This window comes from Streptomyces subrutilus, assembly GCF_001746425.1.
GTDB classification, from domain to species: Bacteria; Actinomycetota; Actinomycetes; order Streptomycetales; family Streptomycetaceae; genus Streptomyces; species Streptomyces subrutilus_A.
Genome location: NZ_MEHK01000001.1, coordinates 245,524 through 267,381 on the forward strand (window position 1 = coordinate 245,524; position 21,858 = coordinate 267,381).

The 21,858-nt window shown below is 70.1% G+C and carries 18 protein-coding genes and 1 pseudogene; 10 read left to right on the forward strand and 9 right to left on the reverse strand.

The features are described from left to right. Window positions 1–76 precede the first annotated feature (76 nt). The gene (locus tag BGK67_RS02140; protein WP_244291109.1) at window positions 77–1,768 is read left to right on the forward strand and encodes a beta-1,3-glucanase family protein; all 1,692 of its coding nucleotides are present in this window, start codon (window positions 77–79) and stop codon (window positions 1,766–1,768) included. 120 nt (window positions 1,769–1,888) lie between these two features. Here BGK67_RS02140 and BGK67_RS38610 read toward each other — a convergent pair whose 3' ends face one another. Then, a complete protein-coding gene (locus BGK67_RS38610; protein WP_167739529.1) occupies window positions 1,889–2,041 on the reverse strand; it encodes a hypothetical protein in 153 nt (50 codons plus the stop codon). Window positions 2,042–2,318: 277 nt separating this feature from the next. Here BGK67_RS38610 and BGK67_RS41125 point away from each other — a divergent pair, with 277 nt between their 5' ends. After that, window positions 2,319–2,738: a helicase associated domain-containing protein gene (locus BGK67_RS41125; RefSeq protein ID WP_432215502.1), complete on the forward strand. Its 420-nt coding sequence runs from the start codon at window positions 2,319–2,321 to the stop codon at window positions 2,736–2,738. A gap of 525 nt (window positions 2,739–3,263) precedes the next feature. On the opposite strand, the gene BGK67_RS02150 is transcribed toward BGK67_RS41125, so the two are convergent. Further along, complete coding sequence (locus BGK67_RS02150; RefSeq protein ID WP_069918270.1) at window positions 3,264–3,992, reverse strand: dienelactone hydrolase family protein; 729 nt, start codon at window positions 3,990–3,992, stop codon at window positions 3,264–3,266. 409 nt (window positions 3,993–4,401) lie between these two features. On the opposite strand from BGK67_RS02150, the gene BGK67_RS02155 reads away from it, so the two are divergent. From BGK67_RS02155 to BGK67_RS02165, 3 genes and pseudogenes are all read left to right on the forward strand, one after another. Then, window positions 4,402–5,154 carry an ASCH domain-containing protein gene (locus BGK67_RS02155; RefSeq protein WP_069918272.1) on the forward strand — a complete coding sequence of 251 codons (753 nt, stop codon included), beginning with the start codon at window positions 4,402–4,404 and terminating at the stop codon, window positions 5,152–5,154. Between the two features lie 10 nt (window positions 5,155–5,164). After that, window positions 5,165–5,644 (forward strand): annotated as a pseudogene (locus tag BGK67_RS02160) (IS5 family transposase); the annotation flags it as partial. Window positions 5,645–5,717: 73 nt separating this feature from the next. Then, window positions 5,718–6,047: a hypothetical protein gene (locus BGK67_RS02165; protein WP_069918274.1), complete on the forward strand. Its 330-nt coding sequence runs from the start codon at window positions 5,718–5,720 to the stop codon at window positions 6,045–6,047. A gap of 121 nt (window positions 6,048–6,168) precedes the next feature. Here the strand turns inward: BGK67_RS02165 and BGK67_RS38210 are convergent, their stop codons facing one another. Both BGK67_RS38210 and BGK67_RS02170 read right to left on the reverse strand, forming a co-directional pair. Next, window positions 6,169–6,405 carry a zinc finger domain-containing protein gene (locus BGK67_RS38210; RefSeq protein ID WP_141753992.1) on the reverse strand — a complete coding sequence of 79 codons (237 nt, stop codon included), beginning with the start codon at window positions 6,403–6,405 and terminating at the stop codon, window positions 6,169–6,171. Window positions 6,406–7,174: 769 nt separating this feature from the next. Next, window positions 7,175–7,711 carry a phosphatase PAP2 family protein gene (locus tag BGK67_RS02170; RefSeq protein ID WP_347878389.1) on the reverse strand — a complete coding sequence of 179 codons (537 nt, stop codon included), beginning with the start codon at window positions 7,709–7,711 and terminating at the stop codon, window positions 7,175–7,177. Window positions 7,712–8,527: 816 nt separating this feature from the next. On the opposite strand from BGK67_RS02170, the gene BGK67_RS38615 reads away from it, so the two are divergent. Then, complete coding sequence (locus tag BGK67_RS38615; protein ID WP_069918276.1) at window positions 8,528–9,250, forward strand: hypothetical protein; 723 nt, start codon at window positions 8,528–8,530, stop codon at window positions 9,248–9,250. A 653-nt stretch (window positions 9,251–9,903) separates the two neighbouring features. Here BGK67_RS38615 and BGK67_RS02185 read toward each other — a convergent pair. Continuing rightward, entirely contained in the window at window positions 9,904–10,371 is a 468-nt protein-coding gene (locus BGK67_RS02185; RefSeq protein ID WP_079153946.1) for an IclR family transcriptional regulator domain-containing protein, read from the reverse strand. A 220-nt stretch (window positions 10,372–10,591) separates the two neighbouring features. On the opposite strand from BGK67_RS02185, the gene BGK67_RS02190 reads away from it, so the two are divergent. The 3 genes from BGK67_RS02190 to BGK67_RS02195 are packed head-to-tail and all read left to right on the forward strand — an operon-like array spanning window position 10,592 to window position 14,880. Further along, a complete protein-coding gene (locus BGK67_RS02190) occupies window positions 10,592–11,221 on the forward strand; it encodes a DUF6338 family protein (protein WP_244291110.1) in 630 nt (209 codons plus the stop codon). After that, on the forward strand, window positions 11,221–11,367 hold the full coding sequence (locus BGK67_RS38620; protein ID WP_167739530.1) for a hypothetical protein: 147 nt from the start codon (window positions 11,221–11,223) through the stop codon (window positions 11,365–11,367). Before BGK67_RS02190 ends, BGK67_RS38620 begins: the two co-directional genes overlap by 1 nt. A gap of 3 nt (window positions 11,368–11,370) precedes the next feature. Continuing rightward, a complete protein-coding gene (locus tag BGK67_RS02195) occupies window positions 11,371–14,880 on the forward strand; it encodes a CHAT domain-containing protein (RefSeq protein WP_069918284.1) in 3,510 nt (1,169 codons plus the stop codon). A gap of 955 nt (window positions 14,881–15,835) precedes the next feature. On the opposite strand, the gene BGK67_RS02200 is transcribed toward BGK67_RS02195, so the two are convergent. Further along, window positions 15,836–16,423, reverse strand: coding sequence for a cysteine hydrolase family protein (locus BGK67_RS02200; protein WP_069918286.1), 588 nt, complete (start codon window positions 16,421–16,423; stop codon window positions 15,836–15,838). 74 nt (window positions 16,424–16,497) lie between these two features. On the opposite strand from BGK67_RS02200, the gene BGK67_RS02205 reads away from it, so the two are divergent. Beyond that, a complete protein-coding gene (locus BGK67_RS02205; protein ID WP_069918288.1) occupies window positions 16,498–17,490 on the forward strand; it encodes a GlxA family transcriptional regulator in 993 nt (330 codons plus the stop codon). Between the two features lie 781 nt (window positions 17,491–18,271). Here the strand turns inward: BGK67_RS02205 and BGK67_RS02210 are convergent. From BGK67_RS02210 to BGK67_RS41130, 3 genes are all read right to left on the reverse strand, one after another. Next, window positions 18,272–18,877, reverse strand: coding sequence for a VanZ family protein (locus BGK67_RS02210; protein ID WP_208948639.1), 606 nt, complete (start codon window positions 18,875–18,877; stop codon window positions 18,272–18,274). A gap of 741 nt (window positions 18,878–19,618) precedes the next feature. Further along, entirely contained in the window at window positions 19,619–19,999 is a 381-nt protein-coding gene (locus BGK67_RS02215) for a hypothetical protein (protein ID WP_069918292.1), read from the reverse strand. Window positions 20,000–20,754: 755 nt separating this feature from the next. Beyond that, window positions 20,755–21,827 (reverse strand): IS630 family transposase gene (locus BGK67_RS41130; RefSeq protein WP_432215416.1). Its coding sequence is split into 2 segments (ribosomal slippage): window positions 20,755–21,317 and window positions 21,317–21,827, totalling 1,074 coding nucleotides; the frame shifts between segments, so codons are not numbered across the junction. Window positions 21,828–21,858: the final 31 nt, after the last annotated feature.

The following is a 21,858-nucleotide window of genomic DNA, read 5'->3' on the forward strand; positions in this document are numbered from 1 at the left end:
CGCCGCCCCCCCCTCCTCCCCCGCCCTTGTGTCCGACCGCTCCCCCACCCGACCTCACGAAGAACGGATCCCCACCGTGACGGCTCGCCACCAGCGCACGATGTCCCGCAGAAAACTCCTCGCCACGACAGCGGGCCTGGCCCTGGCGGTACCCGCCGCGGCCACCTGGCTCGAGGTGAGCGCCAACGCGTCCACCCCCGCCACGCTCCCCCTCGACCTGGTCAACACCACCGGCAACAGCACGGTGTACGCCTACGTGCTCGGGCGCGACCCCGCGGCAGGCGGCAACTGGACCTTCATCCAGGCCGACGGCTCCAGCCTGTACCACCCGCCGGCTCCGGCAAACGATCAGACCCCGCTCGGGGTCGACTGCGCCATTCCGCTCAACGCTTCCGACTCCGGGGCACGGAGGGTGACGCTGCCGCGCCTGGACAGCGGCCGCATCTACTTCTCCGTCGGCACGAAACTCACCTTCCTGATGAACCGCGGTGGCGGCCTGGCCCTGCCGTCGGTGAGCAACCCCTCCGACCCCAACGCGAACGTTCCTCACGACTTCTGTGAATTCACCTTCAACAGCGACCAGTTGTACGCCAACATCACGTTCGTCGACATGGTCTCGCTGCCGATCGCCTTCGAGCTGGAGACCGGGCAGGGCACCCAGACGGTGCGCGGGCTCCCCGCCGACGGACTGTCTCGGGTCGCCGCCGCGCTACGGGCCCAGTCCGCCGCCGACGGCAGCGACTGGAGCAGGCTGATCGTCACCGCGGGCGGCCGTGACCTGCGCGTACTCAGTCCCAACCTGGCGATCCGCGGCAACAGCGCCTTGTTCCGCGGCTACTTCGACGGCTACGTCGACGAGGTGTGGAACAAGTACCGCTCCACCGACCTGCGCGTCGACACCCAGTTCACGTGGGGAACCGTCACCGGCCGGGTGAACGGCGACACCCTCACTTTCCCCGGAGTCGGCAGCTTCACCAAGCCGTCGACCCTCTCGATCTTCTCCTGCAGCGACGCGCCCTTCACCACGGGCAACGACCTGATGGGCAATCTCAGCGCACGGCTCGCCGCAGCCTTCAACCGCACCACCCTGCTGGACAACCCGCACCAGCCGACCGCCGAAAATCCCGCCGCCTTCTACACCCGCCCGCGCACCAACCACTACGCCCGCATCCTTCACCACACCACCCCCGACCACCTCGGGTACGCCTTCCCGTACGACGACGTGCACCCGGCCGGAGTCGACTTCGAGGGCAGGGTGCAGTCCGGCAACCCCGGCCGCTGGACCATCACGGTCGGCGGTATGGCCGGCGGCGGTGGCACACCGACCCCGACGCCGACCGCCACCGCCCCGGGCGGCGGGGTCAGCGCCTTCACCACCATCCAGGCCGAGGCGTTCAACGCCCAGTCGGGAGCACAGGTCGAGGCTTGCTCCGACCACGGCGGCGGATCCGACGTGGGCCATCTGTCCAACGGCGACTGGCTCAAGTTCTCGGCCGTCGCTTTCGGCTCCACCGGCGCCACCCGCTTCGACGCCCGTGTCGCTTCCGGCGCCGTCGGCGGAGTCAGCGGCCTGATCCAAGTCCGCCTCGACAGCCCCACGGCCACGCCGGTCGGCCGCCTCGCCATCGGCAACACCGGAGGCTGGCAGGCCTGGCGCACCGTCCCCGCCGACATCGGCCGCACCACCGGCACCCACGACGTCTACCTGACCTTCGACAGCGGCCAGCCAGCCGACTTCGTCAACGTCAACTGGTTCTCCTTCGCCTAGTACTCCAGCAGCGGATCGTGTCCTGAGCTGGTTCTTCCCAGGTCGTAGCTGCGTTGGGCAGTGGCTTGGTGGCGCCGACGCCAATGGGACCAGTTCAGGGCGCGGTCCCACTGGGCGAGGTCAGTGCGTTCGGTGGTGGGGCAGGAGATGTTTCAGGAGCCGTCGGATCTCTTCCACGGTGAGAGTGACGGCGGTACGGGTGGGGTCGTCTTCTGCTTCCCCCTTTGCGGCCTCGTCGGTGGCGAGGCCGGCGAGGATTCCGTGGGCGCTCATTGCCAGGGCGATGTGCTGGTACAAGCCCACGTAGCGATGAACTTCGTACTCGTGCAGGCCGCACTCGGTTCTCCACCCGGGAAGCAGGTGTCCCCGACGGGCGGCCGGCCCGGGCGGTGTCGGCCCTTACTCCCGCCACCGGGCGGGGTGGCAGAGCTCAAGATCAGGGACGCCGCGGCTCCGCTACGAGGTGAACCGGTGACCGGGCCGGCGTTGGCCCCGGGACTGGCAGCGGCACTACCGTCTCCTGGCGGACCTGGTCGACGCTGATGGCAGCCTGCCCGACATCGCACCCGGCGTGCTGATGGACGGCGACGACCTCGGCAAATGGCTCCAGCAGCAGAAACAGCCTGCCACCTGGGCGCGGCTCCGGCCCGAGCAACAGGAGCGACTGACCAAGCTCGGGGTGCAGCCCGTTCAGGCGTCGTCTCCCGAACTCCTGTATCGGAGCCGAGCGGTAACCGGAGCACCGTCCAGGCCTCCTGGCACACGACAGCGCGGGAATGGTGTGCTGGGCGGCAGAGGGGCAACAGTCGTTGAGCGTTGGCGCCCGCGCCTACGAGGTGAGGTCCGCGACCGGTGTTCGCCTACCCTCGCGGCGGTCACGCCAGAGCAGCACCTGACCGCTCACGCCGACCCCGGCCCCCACCAGCTCGCCCTTACCGCAGGGATCTTCGTCGCCCCGCAGAGGCCGTGAGCATCGTCGTGACAGAGAGAAGGGAGAGACCGTGAGCGGGTACACCAAACCGCTGGTGGGCGCCATCGGGGTGCTGATCGTCCTCTTCGGGTTCACACCCGATTTAGGTGACGGAGCCAAGGGTGCGCGGGGCACGACATGAGGCCGACCCGCCATGTTCGGCCAGGCCGGGGAAGCCAGAATCGCATCGCGCACCAGGTCGTCGAGCAGCGGGCGCGGCCCGTCGGCGGCCCAGCCCGGGGCGAGGTTCTCCTCCGGGCCGGTGAGTTCGTCCTCCTCGCCCTGGGCACAGTTTCTGGGCGGCGCGGCGTACGACGTCGGAGATCGGCAACGTGCCGCCGCAGCGGTCTGGGCGACCTTGGCCATCGACCCGGCGAACGGATCGGATCGACAGTGGCGAGGTCGGGGGCGGGCGTGGACCCGGTCGGGGCTCTCCTCGCGGGGTGGGTCAGCGGGACTTCCCGGACCGGCCGGGATACGTGTCAAAGGGGTCATGAGTTGATCTTGATGCGACTCAGCGCGTGGTCAGTACTCTGTCATGGGCAGGCACTCGGCGAGCAGGTCGACGACGTCACGCCAGGCTCGCTGCGCGTGCTGAGGGTGGTAGCCGACACCGGGGACCACGGGGTGGTCGACCGGCGGGTGGTGGAAGGCGTGCAGGGCGCCGCCGTAGACCGCAAGGCGCCAGTCGACGCCCGCGGCCTGCATCTCAGCGGTGAAAGCCTTCCGTTGCGCGGGCGGCATGATCGGGTCTTCCGACCCGACCCCGGCCCACACCGGGCAACGAATGCGCGCTGCCTCGCCCGGTCGGCCCGTGGTCAGGGCGTTGACTGTCCCGATCGCGCGCAGATTGACGCCGTCGCGCCCGAGTTCCAGCCCTACGGCACCCCCGGTTCCGTAGCCGACGGCGGCGATCCGGTCGGGGTCGGTCCGCGGTTCGGTGCGCAACACGTCGAGTGCCGCATGGCCGATGCCCCGCATCCGGTCGGGGTCGGCGAGCAGCGGCATGCAACGGGCCAGCATCTCCTCGGGGTCGCCCAAATAGCGCCCGCCGTGAAGGTCGAAGGCCAGCGCTACATATCCCAGCTCGGCGAGAGCATCGGCCCGGCGGCGCTCGACGTCGCTCAGTCCCATGCCCTCTGGTCCGAGCAGCACCGCGGGCCGGCGGTCGACACCGGCCGGGAGCGCGAGGTGCCCGATCATCGTCAAACCGTCCGCCGGGTACTCGACCGTACGCGTCGTGATCGTCGTCATGGGACTGGACTGTAGTGATCGCCGAGCCCGGTCCGGTCGGTGTTCTGCCGCTGGCAGAACAGCGTGCGTGTCCCTCGTATCCCCTCTGAAATACGGGGGCCGAGCGCTCAGGGCCCCACCGACGTGCAGAACACCGCCGCTTGCCTTCACCGTCGGCATCAATGGGCCACCACGGTCACGGCAGAGCAGCGGCTTGGGACCGTCGTCCGTGACCACGACCAGCCTCAGCCAGGGCGCTCCATCCCTGCCCACGGGACCACCCCAGGGGCCCAGTCAAGGCAAGCCGAAATCCCGTGGAGCGCACCTGCATGGCGTGGAATGATCTTGGCGACTGCTGACGAAAGGGAAGGCTGAAAACGTGTACGTACCGTCATCTGCACGAGCTCTCGATAGTGACGAGCGTGAGCTCGTGGAGCTGGCACGCCGCACCATAGACGCGCATACGGACGCCGGGCCCGACGAAGACGGGATCCACACGATGGGGGCTGCGGTCATGGCCGCCGACTACCGGATGTTCGCTGGCGTGAACCTCTACCACTTCACCGGCGGACCCTGCGCCGAACTCGTGGCTCTGGGAGCCGCACGAGGCCAGGGCGCCCGCCAGATGCGCTGCATCGTTGCCGTGGGAAACCACGGGCGGGGGGTCATCGGCCCGTGCGGGCGCGATCGGCAGGTGTTCGTTGACTACTACCCCACCATGCGCGTCATCGTGCCCACGCCCGCGGGGCCCAGGTCCGTTCTCGCCGCCGACCTGATGCCACTGGCTCAGCGATGGAACCCGGAAGGCATGAACGGTCTCGACCCATCGCTCTACCAAGACCCCGAGACGGCCGGTCCTCCGATCATCCGGTTCAACCCCCGCTACCTTGAAGACGTCCGCTCCGGCGCCAAGACCAAGACCACCCGCTTCCGGGACCCGGCCCAGCTCGGGCCGGCACGGCTGGTGTTTGAAAGCGACCCCGAAGTCGTCCTGTCGGCAGAGGTGACCGGCATCAGGCACTGCCTGGTAAGCGACCTCACCAACCAGGACGCCCAAGCCGAGGGGCTGACGACCGCGACCGAACTCCGGGCAGGACTCAAGGGCCACTACCCAGATCTGGCGGGAACCGACGAAGTCGACGTAATCACCTTCCAGATCAACGACGAGACAGGCACCGCTTGAACCGCGGAGGCAGCAGCGGGGCCGTTCCCGCGGGGGCTGGACCACGAAGGTTCACCTGGCCTGCGAACAGGGGCAGAAGCCGTTATCGGTGCTGGTCACAGCCGGGCAGTGGGGAGACAGCCCGCAGTTCACGGCCGTGTTGGAAGCCATCCGGGTCCCTCGCCTCGGACTGGGCCGGCCGCGGGTCCGTCCAGTGCGGGTCCGTGGTGACAAGGCGTATTCATCGCGCGCGAACCGTGCGTATCTGCGTCGGCGCGGGATCCGCTGCACGATTCCGGAGCCTGCCGATCAAGCCGGCCACCGCAAGCGCCGGGGAAAGTCCGGCGGGCGGCCTCCGGCCTTCGACCGTGAGGACTACAAGGCCCGGTACGCGGTCGAGTGCGGCATCAACCGGCTGAAGCGGAATCGGGCGGTGGCGACGCGGTTCGACAAGCTCGCGGTCCGCTTTGAGGCGACCGTCCTCATCGCCGCGATCAGCGAATGGCTGTGACCTGCCGGGAGTGTCGGTCCTGCGTGTCGTTCTGGCCGCGATCAGGTCAGCGGGTTGAGGGGAGACAGGGCCGATGGAGGCTGCGTACTACCGGGCCGAGAGCGAGAGCGGTGACCACATCGACGACCCGTCCGAGGACGCGCTGTTCATGCTGATCGACGACCTCAACGACTCGGACAACGCCTTCGCCGTCATCCAGCCCGACAAGGACGACCCGGCCTGGTTCACCTCGGTCGCGGTCCTGGACGAAGGCGGCTACGAGGTCGTCCGCCGCGACACCACCCGCCGCGAACACGATGTCGCCACCGAGACCAGCATCGACCAGATCGCCCGTGACCTCACCACCTGGATGGCCGCCCGCGAGTTCCCCGGACGGCCCGCCCAGCACACCGGCAACTTCTAAAACACTCCCTGGATCAATACAACCGGTCTACCGGCAACAGGTCGCTCCCACCCCGTCGATTCAGTGCGGCGCGTGCGATCACATGGCCATCAGGTTCGTCGCAGCGCTATCGGTGGGGCGCTCATCGGGCCAGCGCCGTCAGCAGTGGGATCCTGGGGCGCTCCGTGTGGGCGCGGTGGGCTCGGCGGCGAGCGGCGTGGACGCTGCGCCGGGCCAGGCAGAGCTCGCCTGCGGGAACATGGCAGGTCGGACAGGCTTCGGCGAACGCACCGTGCCGGAAGCGGCGGTGTGTCTCGTACGCGGCGTCCAAGGCGGCATCGAAGACGGAACCCGGTATCAGCGCTGGGGCGGTGCTCACGGAGGGGCATCTCCTTACACAGGGGTGGGGCGGCTTCGGCCCTCACACTCCACACGTCGGACAAGTGGTTCTCTCTCGGATTCCCCGATTGGCGCAGTTCAACGGGGTGGTGTCGTTCCGATGTCGTAGAGGGCTACTGGCAGGGCCGGCTGGATCCGGGAGATGCTTCCTCCAAGCCCCAGTCAGTCCACATGGGTTGGGCGCCGGTGATCACCGAAATCGGGGGTGGATGGGGCAGGTCGGGATCTCAGGGCGCTGTTCAGCACGAACGACGGCAGCGTGGAAGCCGGGGAGCGTTCACGAACCGCGAGACGCAGTGGGAGTGCGTCGCGGCTCGAGGTTGTGATCGTCACCAGCTAAAGATGACTCGCCGCCCTCCCCACCGCCGCGCTACCCGCATTCACCCTCGACGTCCCTGACCTCACCGACGACTACCACTGGTTCCTGAACCACATCGGACACCAGCCCGCCCTCCCGCGACCCGCATGACAGCGGCCGGGGCCAGATACATCGCAAAGGCGCGGAGGCTGCGCCGCCCCCGGTGCCGGCGGATCTTGCCGCTCGGTGCGTCAGGGACGGCCGCTTCGGCGCACGCGGCCCATATCCGGATAATACGCACACCCTACGAGCACCCTCTTCCGTGCCGCCGCCGACTCCGAGACGCCAGATCCCCAGCGGGGCTCGTCAGGCTCGTGGCGTACCAATGGGTGTAGTAGGTGTCGGCCTTGTGAAGCAGGTCCGGCCACCGGTCACCCGCAGCGACTTGCGGTCATCCCGTGTACCGGAGGAACATGCTCGGCGCCTTCCGGACCAGGGCGGCCGCGGCAAGGCCGATGACAGCGCCGGCTGCGACGTCGGAGGGGTAGTGCGCGCCGCTGTGGACCCGCTCGAGTGCCACCAGTGTCATGGGTACGGCGCATGCGGCACCGGCCCAGGGCCAGGACAGTGCGACCCCCGCGGTGAAAGCCACGGCGGCGCAGGTATGTCCGGAGGGGAAGGAGGAGCTATCGGGCCGCTCCTCGACATCGTCGTGGGGGATCCACTCCTTCGGCGGCCGGGGCCGCTCGACGAGCTGTTTCGCGACCCCGTTGGACAGCAGCTCCCCCACCGCCATCGCCGTGATGCCGGCAGCCGCAGCTTTGCGGCCCCGCCAGCCCCCGCCGGCCGCCATGGCCACAGCTGCCGCCCACCACAGCTTCGTGTGCTCGGCCGCGTCCTCGACCGGCGGCAGCACCCGGCGGGCCCAGGCCGAGTCCCAGGCGGCCATCCGTTTGGTCAGCCGGTGATCACCATTGCGCATAGCCATCAGGATTTCCATGCCTCGCCGCTTCCCCGCCTGCGGCGGTTCCACGCGCCACTCATTCCAGGCGGCGGTCTGGAGGCGCGCCAGGGCGAGCCACATGTCGCCCGGCGTCGCTCTGCCCGAGCCCGGACGGGGCGAAGATGGTGCCTACGGCGCCGCCGAATTGTTCGAGGGCGTGGTAGGTGGGGACCGACCCCAAGTCCGACGGCCACCCGACCGTCTTGCCCTCGGGCACCACCCGCCCCGATCCTCCAACTCGCGTACGGGTCGTACTCGCGCACGCCCTGCGAGGTGCACTCGACGTCAGTAAAGAGGCAGTCGTCATGCGCCAGCCGTTAACCGCTAACCGGAGACCGCCGGATGGTTCTCGGAGGGCCGTAGCGATGAACCGGCGGCGATCTGCGCCTACAAGGTCGGATCTGGCAGTGGGTTCGCGTTCGATCCGCAGGACGGGGCCGCGCGGGAGGCCGCTCAGGCAAGGCTGCGGCAGAACGGGGTGGTCTCATGGGACGGCCCGGCCGCCGGGACTGTGGGCGGGCCGCGCGGTCATCAGCCGGACAGGCTCAGGCTGTTGATGCCTCTACTTGATGCGGTCGAGGAAGCCGAGCGCCCGAAGGTTGACCTGCGTTGCGGCCTGTTCTTCATAGCCCAGCCAGCGAGGAGCGCACACCCACGTGTGAGTGCTGTCGTACCCCTGTCGGGGTTTGAGTGAGTTCGGCACAGACCGGCAGAGGTCGCGGGATTCACCAACCGGTCCCGGCCGACGGCGAGTAGCATCCGGCACCAACGCACATCCCTCCAGAAGGAGCGTGGACTGCAGTGGACAAAGAGCCGGTCAACACCCCGATCCAGACCGAGTACACGGAGCATCTGACCGCCGCCCTCGCAGCCAACCAGGCCGAGCAGGCGACCCTCACCGCGCGCCTGAACAAGCTCCGGGGAGAGGAGAAGTGGCTCGCCGCGGCGCTGGCGGACACGCCGCGGGCTGTTGGTGTTGAGCCGCCGCCGGGTCCTGCCCAGCCCGCAAGCAGCACTCCCCCGGTCGGCAAAGGCACGGATGCGGCGGCCGTACCGCTGCCGAGGATGGAGAAGCCGGCAGACGGCGCGGCTCCGGCGACGAAGGCAACCACAACCAAAAAGGCCTCCGCCAAGAAGACGACGGCCAAGAGGGCCTCGGAAACCCCCGCGAAGCAGACCGCGGCTGTCAAGAAGACGCCTGCCAAGAAGACCGCGGCTGCCGGGGCCAAGGAGACCACGCAGGCGGAGCCCACGCTCGGCAATCTCCTCAGCGAGATCCTGTCCAAGCAGCCCGGTGAGCCCAAGAAGGTCAGCGAGATCCAGAGCGAGCTGGAAGCGGCGCACCCCGATCGCGCGACGTCGGTTCAGACAATCCGCAATGCCCTGCAGCGGCTCGTCGAGAAGGACAAACTCGAGAGGGACAACCGGCAGGGCATGGTGCTCTACACCTGGCCCGTGCCCGAGGCCACCCCGCCGCCCGCAAACCCGCCGAAGGCCGAGGAACCCGCCCCGGCCCCTATCTGAGAGCAGCAACCCCTGGGCCGGCGGCGGCTACTCTCAGCCCCTACCAGGGCGCCAAGCCGTCTGCAGAACCGGCCCGTACTCCCGTCGGCAAGGAAAGCAGCCAAGGTTCGCTGTTGTTCCTCGCGGGCGATCTGCTGGCCACGGATGCGGGACCTCCACGGCCTGGTCCAGGCGCCCGCCGGCTACGTACAGCAGTCGGTAGCCAGGCTACTGGCCGCATCAAGCACATGAGGCGGCCCCGTGCCGCTGACCGCGCTGGCGATCCCCGTCTCACGCATGCGGCATCGACGGTGCACCGGGCCTCGACGTGGTCGTTGCTTCGCTCTGGTCACGATCGGCGGCCCGGTCACCGGCGCCGTGCTGGCCGGGCTGCAGCTCGAGGGGTTCCCGGACACGGTGCTCATTCCCGTACTGGCCGTGGTCCTGCTCGCGTCCGCCCTCGAACTCGCCGGGCATGGGCAGCCCCCTCCGAGCGGCAGGATCGCCGACGTGCAAGCACGGCCACGGCCGGTAACCGAATTCTGCGGCCCGACTACCAGATCACCGGGGAACACCTCTGCGCGCTGTTCACTGCATCGGCTGGCGCGGACAGACCTGTCCGACGGCAGCTCTCATGGATCCAGTCCAGATATGGCTTCGGCCGCCGCTGCCGGCTACCCATGGATCACCACGCGGGGAACCCGGGCTTGACTGGGTGGGACCTGGTGGGCGCCGCCGACGAGGAGTGCGAGGAGGACGGCGACTGCTTCGTTGCGCAGGACGCGGGCGGCCTGCTGCAGCTTGTGCGGGTCCGGCGAGGGTAGGGAGAGAGCCGCGCATTCGGGGTCGGTACCGGTACGGATGGGGACAGTGGCGCACACCGTCCCTGGGGCGTACTCCTGCAGGTCCAGGAGGGGTTCGCCCGGATGGCGGGTGTCGGGTTCGGTGAACAGGGCTTCGGGGCTGGTGATGGTGTGCGGGGTGAAGGCCTCCATCCGGTGTCGACCGGGGTGGTCGCGGCGTTCTTCGGAATCGAGCTGGACGAGGAGGGCCTTGCCGACGGCAGAGGCGTGGGCGGCTTCGCGGAAGCCGACCCCTTCATGGGCGGCGGGGGCGGCGGGGCTGTCCCTGTACTGGGTGATGGAGACCTCGCCGTCGGTGTAGCCGGCGACGTAGCCGGCGGCGCCGACGCTCGGCGATCTTCAGCGCGGTGCGGAGGAGAGGTGATCACCACTCACCGAGTGATGGCCCCAACTCCCGGGTACTCCTACCGTTGTTCGCGCTCCGAGACGCAAGCCAGTAGCCTGATTGAACAGAGTCCGTGAGACGTGGGGGTGGTGAGTGCAGGCGCCTGCGACCGTCGTGCAGCTCGCTCTGCTCGTCCTTCTGGTGCTGCCCGGGGTCACCTATCAGTTCGTCCGCGAACGCCGCCGCGGGCCGGTGCCCGGTGAGCGTGATCTGGGTGAGCGGGTGCTGCGGGCGATCGTCGCGTCGATCGCGCTGGACGCCCTGTACGCCGTGGTGGCGGGGCCGGCGCTGGTTCGCCTGGCTCGAGGCACCGGGGGCGGCTGGGACGGCTTCGTGGAGCGGCCGCGAGTGGTCGGCTTCGTCGCCGTAGTGCTGTTCCTCGTCGTGCCGGCCGTGGCGGCGGTCACCGTTTCCCTGGTGGATCGGCAGCGGCGCAAGGCTCGGTTCCTGCGCACGCCCAGTGCCTGGGACCACGCGTTCCGCGACCGCGAACCGTGCTTCGTGCGCGTGCGGCTCAAAGACGGCAACTGGGCGGGCGGCTGGTACGGCGACCGGTCGTACGCCTCCTCGTACCCCCACCCGGCCGAGCTGTACCTCGAATCGGCGCGCGTGATGGGTGCCGACGGGTCGTTCGGCGCGCGCGTGCGCGGGACGGCGGGCCTGCGGCTGCGGGCGGAAGACTTCGACGTGCTGGAGTTCGTCGAAGCCGGAGAACCGGCGGCCGTGCCGCGGGAGGAGCATTGATGGCGCACGAACCCGAGCTGTCGCCCGAAGAGGCGGCGCTGCTGGAGGAGGCCACGGAACGCGGCTACACCCCGAAACGTACGGTCGTCGAGCCGGACGAGGCGCCCGGTGGCCCAGCCGGCACCTCGAACGGCAACGAGGACTGACGCGTGGGTGGCGGGCCCGCGAACGGCCTGGCCGAGCGGTTCTGGAAGGCTTTCCACGTGGCCCGGCACAGCGCGGACCCCGCGTCGGTCGAGAAGGCGATCGACCTCGGCCGTGCCCTGCTGGCCGCCGAGGACGTGGCCGAGCGCCACTCGGTCCTGTCGGATCTCGGAGGCCTCCTGCAGACCCGCTACCACCAGACCGGCGACTTCGCGTTCCTGCAGGAAGCCGTCCGGAAAGTCACGGAGGCCTACCTCCTGGCGTACGAAAGCCCGGAGGATTCTGCCGGCTACGCCAACAACCTCGGCATGCTGCTGCACACCGCGTTCCTGCGGAACCAGGACCGCGAGACCCTGGCCGACGCGCTGGACTGGAGTCGGACGGCCGTCGAGGAGGAACCGTCCACGGAGAAGGCGTTCTACCTGGGTAACCTCGTCGTCGCGCTCCGAACGGCGTTCACCGTGACGCAGGACCTCGCCCCCCTGGCGGAAGCCGTCGAGCACGCGCGGGCCGCCGTCGAATGCTCTCCCGATGACGTGCTCACCGCCGGGAGCCTGCACTGCCTCGCCGTCGTCCTGCGCGACTGGTTCCGTGACACTGGGGAGACCGGTGTGTTGGAGGAGGCCGTCGACGCCGCGCGGCGAGCGGTGGAGCTCACGCCGGCCGGGTCGTCCGACGTGCTCGACCGGTTGAAGAACCTCGCGTACCTTCTCGACGACCACTACCGGGCGCGCGGAGCACGGGATGATCTGGCCGAACTGCTGCGGGTCCGGCAGACGCTGGTGGCCCACACCCCGGTCATCGATCCGCGGCACTCGCAGAACCTCCTCGAGCTGACGGCCACGGAACGGGCCTGGGCCGCCCTCACCGGCGAGGGCCCTCAGTCGGCCGACGGCTGGGAACGCGCCGACACCGAAGCCGAAGCGTGCGGCAGGTACGCCGCCAAGTTCAAGCAGACCCGGGACTCGGCCCTGCTCGACCGGGCGATCGAGCTCGGACGTTCGGCGTCGGCGGCGACCCCCGCCGGGCACCCCCGCCGGGGCGTACGGCTGGACCACTTCGCCACGGCGCTGGCCACCCGTGGTGAAGAGTTCGGGGACCACGCCGCGCTCGCTGAGTCCGTCAGCATCGAGCGGGAGGCGGTCGCCTGCACGTCGGCGGGCGATCCGCTGCGGGTCCAGTTCATGGGCAACCTCGCCGTCAACCTGAACGCGTTGTTCCACGCGACCGGAGACCTGGCCCACGTCATGGACGCGATCGACGTCGCTCGCCGTGCCGCCGAGGCCACGGCCGGGCAGGGCGACCACCCCCGTTCGCTCGGGATCCTCGCCGTCGTGCTGCACACCCGGTTCCGGGTGACCGGCGAGCTGCAGGTGTTGTCGGAGGCGGTCGACCGCGCGCGGGAGTCCGTCCGCCTCGGCGCGAGCCTGGTCGCCGGGCAGGCCCAGCGGCTCTCCAACCTTGGCACCATGCTGTGCGACTGGTTCACCAGGACGGGCGAGGCGCGCGTGCTCGACGAGGCGATCGCCGCGCACCGCGCGGCCGCGGATGTGACGGCGGACGACGACCCGGGCCGGGCCGGGCGGCTCGCCAATCTCGGCGGTGTGCTGGGGATGGCGTACGAGAGGTTCGGCGACCGGAACGCGTTGCGGGACGCGATCGCCGCGCGCCGCGCGTCCGTGGCCGCGACTCCGCAGGACAGCCCGCACTGGCCCGGGTACGCCGCGAGCCTGGCCTCCGCGCTCAGCGACTGGTACACGAACCCCGCCGTCGAGGGACGGGAGCCGCCGGATCCGCAGGTCCTCGGCGAGGCGGTCGGCCTGGCCCGGAGTGCGGCGCGCAAGCCCGAGCAGGACGCCTACTCCCGGGCGGAATTGCTGACCATCGTCGGCAGCGTCCTGGCGCTCGGCTTCATGCACCTCGGCGACGGCGACGCGCTGACCGAGGCACTCGACTGCTACAGAGAAGCCGCAGCGTCTGCCGGATCGCCGACGGAGAGCCGGGCGGAAGCGGCGGACCGGTGGGGCTATCTGGCCGCCGAAGCCGGGCAGTTCGACGTGGCCGCCGAGGGGTACGCCGCCGCGGTCCGGCTGCTGCCCCGGCTCGCCGGGCGCCGCCTGGGCCGCGAGGACGCCCAGTACTGGCTCGGCCGGTTCGCCGGGGTCGCCGCCGACGCCGCCGCATGCGCGCTGGCCGCCGGCGACGAGGTGAGCGCGGTGACCCTCCTCGAATCCGGACGCTGCGTGCTCGCCGCCCAGGCACTCGACAGCCGCGGCGATCTTTCCGACCTGCGCGAGCGGGCGCCCGAGCTGGCCGAACGCTTCCGGACGCTCACCGCGGAGTTCGAAACCGACACCACGAGCGACCGCGTGGCCCTCGCCGACGAGCTCGACGCGGTGACCGACCGGATCCGCGCGCTGCCCGGGATGGAGCGGTTCCTACAGCCCCCGCTGCTCGCCGACCTCACCGCGCAGGCGCACGAGGGCCCGATCGTGTACGTCAACGTCAGCCGGCACCGGTGTGACGCACTGATCATCACTCCGGACGGGGTCCGGTCACGCACGCTCGACCGGCTGAGTGAAGAAGCCGTGAGTCACCGCGTACGCGCTCTGCACACCTCGTTCACGCAGGGGCGGCTGGCCGCCGAGCAGACGATCCATGACACGCTCGAGTGGCTGTGGGACACCGTCGTGGGCCCTGTGCTCGGCGAACTGGGGCTGACGGCGGAACCGGCGGCGGATGGTCCCTGGCCAAGGATCTGGTGGGCCCCGGTGGGGTCGCTCAGCCTGCTCCCCCTGCACGCGGCGGGCCACCACCGCGACGGCGGACCTGTTCTCCTCGACCGCGTCGTCTCCTCGACGACGCCGACGATCCGCGCTCTGGGCCACGCCCGCGCGGGCCGCCGCGACGACCGGAACGAGCCGCGGCTGCTGGTGGTCGCGATGCCGCACACTCCGGACGCCCCGGACCTGCCTGGCGCACAGGCCGAAGCCGACCACCTGGCCGCTCTCATACCGGGCGCCACGGTCCTGGTCGGCGCGGACGCGACTCGTGACGCCGTTCTCGACGCCTTGCCGGCCAGTGGCTGGGCGCACTTCGCCTGCCACGGGTACAGCGACCCGGACAACCCTTCGGACAGCCACCTCGCGCTGCACGACCACGACCGCGCCCCGTTTCGCGTGCTGGACCTTTCCCGGCTGCGCCTGCGGAACGCGGAGTTCGCGTTCCTGTCGGCCTGCGACACGGCCCGCACCACCGCGCGCCTGTCCGACGAGGCGATCCACCCGCTGGCGGCTTTTCAGATAGCCGGGTTCTCCCAGGTGGTCGGCACGCTCTGGCGCGTAGACGACGTCGTGGCACCAGCCTTCAGTCAGCAGATCTACGGCGAATTGATCGCGGATCGATCCGGTGCGTTGTGCGCGTCGGCGGCGGTCCATCGCACGGTCAGGCAGCTCAGGACGAAGTATCCGAACCTGCCGTCGGTGTGGGCCGCACACGTCCACGCGGGCGCCTGACCACGCGCACTCCGTCGTATCGGAGGTTGATCCGCAGCCGACTCGGCCAGCTGCGTCGGCAGCTGTCATCGGCATCCGCTGGTGGCGCCTGCCCCGCCGGGCCCGGCACGGACTCAGCGGCCTGCGCCGGCATCTGCTCAACCGGCGGTCTGACGTCACGGGGCTTCGCGGCTTCCCCTCTTCCAGGGTCCGCCAGACCTGCCGGAGGCGGCTCTGCAGGACGGCCGTCGCGTCATCCATCCGAGGGGCGCAGCGGGCCCGTCCCCTGTGGACCTCTGCGGCACGGTGGCGGCGTGCGTCGCTGCTCCCTGCCCCTGCTCCTTGCCGCGCTGCTCGCTGCCTCGGGATGCGCACCGTCCACCCCGCACCTACCCGGCCCGCCGGGGCCTCGCCCGGTCACGGTCTCGGTAGACCGCAAGCACCCCGCCGACCCCCAGCCCGCACGACCGGACACGGGGGCGGCGCTGCCCCTCTCCCCCATGCCCGAGTCTGCGGCCGCGCCTGCGGCCGGCTCCGTTGCCGAGGTCGGCCGTGTTCCCGCGCCGGCCCGTCCCGCACCCGCGGCCCGCGAGGCGTCCGGCGAGACTCAGGCCGCCCGGCGAGCTCCCGACCGCAGGGCGCCCGCCCGGCGAGCTCCCGACCGCAGGGCCGAAGGCCCGGTACGGCTGCGCCGGACGACCCCGCCCCGGCCTCCCGTACGCCCCGCCGCCAAACCCAAGCCCAGGAAGGTGAAGGGGCCGAACCGTACGCCCGCACCGCGCCGTCCGGTACGCGCCCCAGGGGCGGGGACCACGGACATGACCGAGCTGTGCCGCGCCGCGCACGGCGCCACCAGTCCTACCGTGGCCACGCTCTGCCACCAGACCTACTGTGACCGACTCTTTGACCTGGCCTGTGAGCGGTCAAGGTGGCCCGGGTGAGCGTCGGAGGCGGCCCGCGCCCCTGGTTTGGGGTGTCAGGGGCGGACGGCGGCCACCAGCTCGCCGGTCGTCACCACCCGGGCGAAGCCCCCGCCGTGCAGCGAGACGGCACTCGCTCGGGCCAGTTCGTCGGCCGTCAAATGCCAGCTGTTCGGGCCGGTCAGGTCGAAGGTGTGGGTGGCGTCGAGGGCGACCAGCACGTCATAGCCGAGATTGCCGCCCATGCGGGCGGTGGTCTCCACGCACATGTTGGTCTGGATACCAACCAGTACGACCTGGTTAATGCCCGCCTCCTTGAACCAGTCGTCAAGGTCGGGGGTGCCGTAGAACGCCGAGTTCACGGACTTGGTGACGAGTAGCTCTCGCCCGCGGCCCTTGCCGCGCCGCTCCTCGACGTAGTCCTTGAAATCGTTTCCCTGGTACCGGGTCCGCAGCGGCGAGCCGGGATTGTTCGAGTCGTGCCGTACGAAGACGACCGGCCGGTCCGTGTCCTGCCAGGCCGCGATCAACGAGGCGATGTTCTGGTCGGCGGCCTGATTGTTGCGTCGGCCCCAGAACTCCGACTCGTCGAAGCCCTTCTGCACGTCCACCACTACCAGCGCCGCGTTCTGCGTGATCTCCATGTCCACGATCCTGCCGCCCGGGGGGGCCCTGCCCCAGGAGGAGAAACGACAGCGATCGATGTTTTACTGCCAGAATGACCAGACCCGCACCGGCACACCGCATCGCCCTGATCGCCTTCCCCGGCATCCGGGCCTTCGACGTAGCGGTGATCACCGAGGTGTGGGGTACGGACCGCACCGACCGCGGGTGCCCCTCGTTCGAGCTGCGCCGGGTCGCCGTAGGCCCCGAACCGGTACCGATGCGCGGCGGGCTCGCCCTCACGCCGGACCGCACCCTCGCCTGGCTACCCCTTGCCGAGCTGATCCTTGTACCAGGCTTGGACGACCACATCACCCCGGCACCCGAGCCCGTCCTCGCAGCGCTGCGCAGCGCCCACGCCCGAGGCACCACCATCGCCGCTCTGTGCGGCGGCGCGTTCACACTCGCCCAGGCGGGACTGCTGGACGGCCGCCGGGCGCTGACCCACTGGGCACTGACCGACCTACTGAAGGCCCGACACCCACAGGTGCGGGTCGAGAGGGACGCCCTGTTCGTCGAGGACGGCAATCTATGGACGGCCGCCGGCACCGCCGCCGGCATCGACCTGTGCCTGCATCTGGTACGCGCCACGCACGGCGCAGAGGCAGCTGCGACAGTGGCCCGCTCCATGGTCACCGCACCCTTCCGGACCGGCACCCAGGCCCAATTCATCGAACACCCGACACCGCACGCCGACCGCGCTGTAGACGCACTGGCCGAAGTACGCGCCTTCGCCCTGGCCCACCTCGACGAGCCACTCACCGTGGCCGCGCTTGCCGCCCGCGCCAGGATGTCGCCCCGCTCCTTCGCCCGACACTTCGCGGCAGCCACCGGAACCACCCCGCTGCGCTGGCTCGTCGACCACCGCATCGCAACGGCCCAAAAACTCCTGGAGCGCACCGATCTGCCCATGCCCGAGGTCGCCCGCCGATCCGGTTTCGGCAGCGAAGTCACCATGCGCCAGCACTTCACATCCCGTCTCGCGACCAGCCCACGCGCCTACCGCACCTCGTTCGCCGAACAACCGCACTCCGCACAGAGTCATTGATTGCGAGCCAACCACAACGCTCACCCGGGCCGACTAAAGCGCTCACGACCCTGGGCAAGCCGCCCTCGCGGGTGGCTTGCCCAGGGTCGCCTTGGTTTTGCCCGCTCGTTCAGGCTGCCCGGCTGCCGGCTCCCACAGCGGGCTGGCAAGCCCGGTGCCGTCGCAGTGGAAGCACCGGCCGCCCCCGGGCGTGCCGCGCGCCGCGATGGTGCGACGGCGTGGCGCAGGAGCCTGGTGAGGCCGTCGACGTGGGCCGGGTGCAAGGCGAGTTCATGCCGCTTGCCGACCAGGACCTCCAGTGCGACCCCGGGCCCTGCGCAGCCCAATTCCGTGGTGCCGCCGTCGGTGAACGTGCGGGTGAGCGTGCAGGTGGCCATCGTCTCTGCCCGGACAGTTCCACCCTGGCGGTGAAGAGGATGTCGTCCGGCTCGGTGAGGGACAGCAGCGCCTCCGGTCGCTCGAACGGGACGCGGCGGCCGACCGGTCGGGGTGGGCGGCGTGGAGGCGCGCCAGGGCGAGCCACGTGTCGCCCGCGTCGCTCTGCCCCGCACAAGGGTGTGGACCCTGGCTCCAGCCGCGGGCATCGCCCGGCGGGACGCTCTCGTGCTGTCGGAGTGCGGCCCCCATCCCGGCCTCGGTGGCCAGGGTCGCACCCCGATACTTCCGCAACGGGGCCCCCGTGGTAGCACGCGGCTGAGGGTGTGGGGCGGCATCCACAGGCCAAGCCGCCAAGCGCCCTGCGCGGGGACTACAGACGTTGGCTTCCTGAAGACGAGGCAGGCTACCGGGCCGGTGGCAGCGCGGATCCGTGCGCCGGAGCGCGGTCACCGCGGCGGGTCAGGCGGTGCCACCAGTGACGTCGACGAGGGTGGACGGCACGGCCCATCCGGCGACCGAGGACGAGGTAGCCGAGCAGCGCACCAGCAGTGTTCAGGATGACATCGTCCACGTCGAAGGCCCGTCCGGTGACCAGGGATCCCTGGATGAGCTCCACGAGGGTCATCACCACGGCCGTCACCGCCGCCACCCGCACCAACCCGCGTGCCTGCGGGAGGAGCACCGGGAGGAGCATCCCGAACGGCACGCCCAGCAAAATGTTGCCGCCGAGCTGTTTGGCCGCCTCCCGGACGGACCCCCCTTCGAGGTACAGGCGGATCGAGGCGCCCGGGTCGGTATTGCTGTGCACGACACCGGCCGAAGCCGCCGAGGGCTCCAGGGTGACGCGCGCCAGGATCAGGCTGAACAGCACCGTCCCGACGAAGGCGGCCAGCATCGCAAGGGCTCGTACCACCGGCCGACCGGGAGACCGGACCGCTGGGGCGGCCTCCCCCGCCCGCCCAGGCCACTTGCCCGGGCGCACAGCGGCGAGTTTCCTGCGGACGTCCATGAAGAGCTCCCTCGGTGACCGTGACCCACGCTTGCGTTGGATGCCCGTGTACCCGCTGACGTCAATGACGCACCTGCCTTGCTCACCAGAAGTGAACAAGGCGGGTGCGGGGAGTGCCGGCAAGGACCTCTGAGACAAATCGAGGGGGGGGTTGGTGCTGCAACCGTTCAGCGATCCCCGCGGCCAGGAAGCGGTGCCCCCGACGCGTCTCGACGGAACCAAGCGCACACCCATGCGTCGGCGCCTGCGCGAGCGATCATCGCCTTGCGTACGGCTGGTTCAGGGCGTCGCTGGTCGTCTCGGCGATGATGCGGATGCCGGCCTGGGCGAAGGCGTTGCGCTACAGCCTCGCCGGATGACGGTCAGGACAAACCCGCATGGGAGTTTGGCCTCGGCAGCCGGGGACATGAGCGCGAGGGCGGGAGCCGGCCTACGGAGACGGGCCGCTGCCCCCGCTGGGTGGCCGCAGGCGGCTCCTCTCCCCCAGGAGCCGCCCACGGCCCGCCGACCTCGTGGGAAGCAGCGCTCGCCGCCAGGTTGATCGGTATTCGTACGGGTGGAGAGCGGCCTTCTCGCGTGCGATGAAGAACTCGACCCACGTGCCGTCAACACATTCGGGAACGGGTTCAGCCACGTCCAGCAGAACCTGCGAGCCATCGAAGTCCAGCACGGCGGCGGCGTCCACTGTGAGGGCCGCGGCGACCGAGCGGCGTCAACCTGCGAGACCACCCGCCGACCGGGTCAGATGACGGTGCAGATGGCCTCTGTGGCGGTACGGATCAGCCTGTTGGCGCTGTAGTCGTACACCTGCGGACGGAAGCAGACGGTGTACCCCTCCTTCATGTCGAACTTGCACTCCGCCCACGTGTCGTAGCCGTTGTTGTTGACGCAGTGCGGGGTCTCACGGGAGTAGTTGACCGTCCAGTCCGCGCGGGCCGAAGCGCTGTCGTGGGCCGTGTCCTTGACGTGGAAGTCGTCGCCGTCGGGTTCGAAACAGACTGTCGCGCCGGTGATGCTTCCGCATATCCAGTCTGCTTCGGCGGGGGCGGCGTAGGAGGCGCTCGCGCTCGTCACCACCAGGCCGCCGGCGGCGACGGTGGCGAGGCTGAAGGAACGTCCCATCCGGGAAAGGGAGCTGCCAGGAGCCGTGCGGGATCGGAACAGATTCATTGCGAGACCTGCCTTCAATGTCGCTGACTGCATCACTGACCGGGCCGCCGGCCAGGGGCCACGTCCTGTGGACTATTGCGAATCTATTGATCCAAACCCTGGGCTCGACAGCGCCTAATCGGTCACAAGGTGACCTGCGCAGGGACGCGATGCGGCCAAACGTCGCTCCGTCCACTGGCCGCCGCGAACGCCCAGTAGGCCGCTGCGGGCCTCGTGGGGCGCGTGGGCCGGCGCCCGCACCGAAGCAAAACAAGGACGAGCACGGTCACCGTCTAGGACTGGACCAATCCCGTGGCCGGGGGGCGGCCACCTCACCCAGGACCGAGATAGAGACGGGCGTCCCGCCCGCCCACGCCTGCTCCGGTCGCGGCGCCACGCGGCTCCGTGGCCACAGTGGCTCGCCGTGCACAACAGGAGCACGGGTCAGGGTGTACTCGTCCGAAACCGCATCCGGGCGGCGCCCCCCGATGGACTCGGTCGCTGGATCGAGGTCGGGGCTCACCTCGCGGCGCCGAACGACCCGGTTGTGTCGCGGCGACCACCCTTGTGACCGCGCAGCACCCTTCGGCGGCCATACGGCGACCTGCCCTGCCACGTGCTACCACAGGGGGCCGAACGCGCACTTCCCCGGCCTCCGCGAGTCCCGAGTGTCCGAGCGGACAACCCCGGCCGCATAGTTCATCCGTTTGGGGCGTTTACTGAGGTTTTCAGGGTGGGGTCGGTGGTGCGAGGGTCAGGTCGGTGGCGGTGAGGCAACCGTCGATGAGGTGGGGCCGGAGCTGGATTCTGCGTAACTCTCTGCGGAGTTTGCGGTCGAGGTCGTCGGGTGTGCCGAAGGCGGTGTTGGCCATCGCTCTGCGGACGAGTGACCAGACGGCCTCGACGGGGTTGAGCTCGGGTGCATAGGGCGGCAGGCGGATAGTGGTAAGCCAGTCGTGCTCGGCCTCATACCGCTTCAGTCCGGCGGCCAGATGGGTGTTGAGGTTGTCCCAGACCACCACGATCGGGCCGCCGAGTTGGATATGGGCTCTCACCAGCAGGTCGCGGTAGTCCTTCCAGGAGAAGCTCTTGCGGGCGCCCTTGAGTAAAAGGTGGGTGCGGGGCCGGTGGATGAGACGGCTTGGCTCGCCAGGTTTGTAGCAGCACAGGGCCGCGACCGAGGTCCGGCGGCGAGACCTGCCTCTCACCCGGATGACGGGGGTGTGTCCGCGCCGGCCCCAGGTCCGGGCACGGGGCGGCGTCATGGAGAATCCGGCCTCGTCCTCGAAGACGATCCAGCCCCCACACGCCGCCGCGAGGCTTTTACCTTCGGCCACACCTCCTTCTTCCACAGCTCCACCGCGTGCTCGTCGCGCTCGAGTGCTCTGCGGGCGGGTGCCTGCCAGGACCAGCCCTGCCGTTTCAGCAGCCGCCAGACCGTCGCTACCGACAGCGTCAGACACAGACGGCGGCGGATCACGGTCTGGACCCGGGCCAGAGTCCACCGCTCATCCTCGAAGCCGTGTGCTGACGGGCCCTTGCCGAGTTCCGCCTCGAGTACGGCGAACTGGGCATCAGTGACAGTCGGGGAGTTGGCCGGGCCCGTCGAGCGCAGGGCCTCCATGCCGCCCTCGCGCCAGGCACGACGCCAGCGTTCCACCGACCTCACACTCACCCGCAGGTCCTTCGCGATCACCGCGGTCTTCTCACCCGCCGCGAACCGCTCGCCGGCCTGGAGCCGGATCCCCTCACGAAACGCCCGACGCTCAGCGGTCAGGCCCCCACCCTCCGGATAACGCATACAACCGGCATACCGCAGGGATCATGAACCG

Coding starts and splice junctions, on each gene's coding strand:
- BGK67_RS38610 (WP_167739529.1), bottom strand. CDS start 2,041: ATGAGCGCCCACGGAATCCTCGCCGGCCTCGCCACCGACGAGGCCGCA.
- BGK67_RS02150 (WP_069918270.1), bottom strand. CDS start 3,992: ATGACGACGATCACGACGCGTACGGTCGAGTACCCGGCGGACGGTTTG.
- BGK67_RS02165 (WP_069918274.1), top strand. CDS start 5,718: ATGGAGGCTGCGTACTACCGGGCCGAGAGCGAGAGCGGTGACCACATC.
- BGK67_RS02170 (WP_347878389.1), bottom strand. CDS start 7,711: ATGGCTATGCGCAATGGTGATCACCGGCTGACCAAACGGATGGCCGCC.
- BGK67_RS38620 (WP_167739530.1), top strand. CDS start 11,221: ATGGCGCACGAACCCGAGCTGTCGCCCGAAGAGGCGGCGCTGCTGGAG.
- BGK67_RS02200 (WP_069918286.1), bottom strand. CDS start 16,423: ATGGAGATCACGCAGAACGCGGCGCTGGTAGTGGTGGACGTGCAGAAG.
- BGK67_RS02205 (WP_069918288.1), top strand. CDS start 16,498: ATGACCAGACCCGCACCGGCACACCGCATCGCCCTGATCGCCTTCCCC.
- BGK67_RS02210 (WP_208948639.1), bottom strand. CDS start 18,877: ATGGACGTCCGCAGGAAACTCGCCGCTGTGCGCCCGGGCAAGTGGCCT.
- BGK67_RS02215 (WP_069918292.1), bottom strand. CDS start 19,999: ATGGGACGTTCCTTCAGCCTCGCCACCGTCGCCGCCGGCGGCCTGGTG.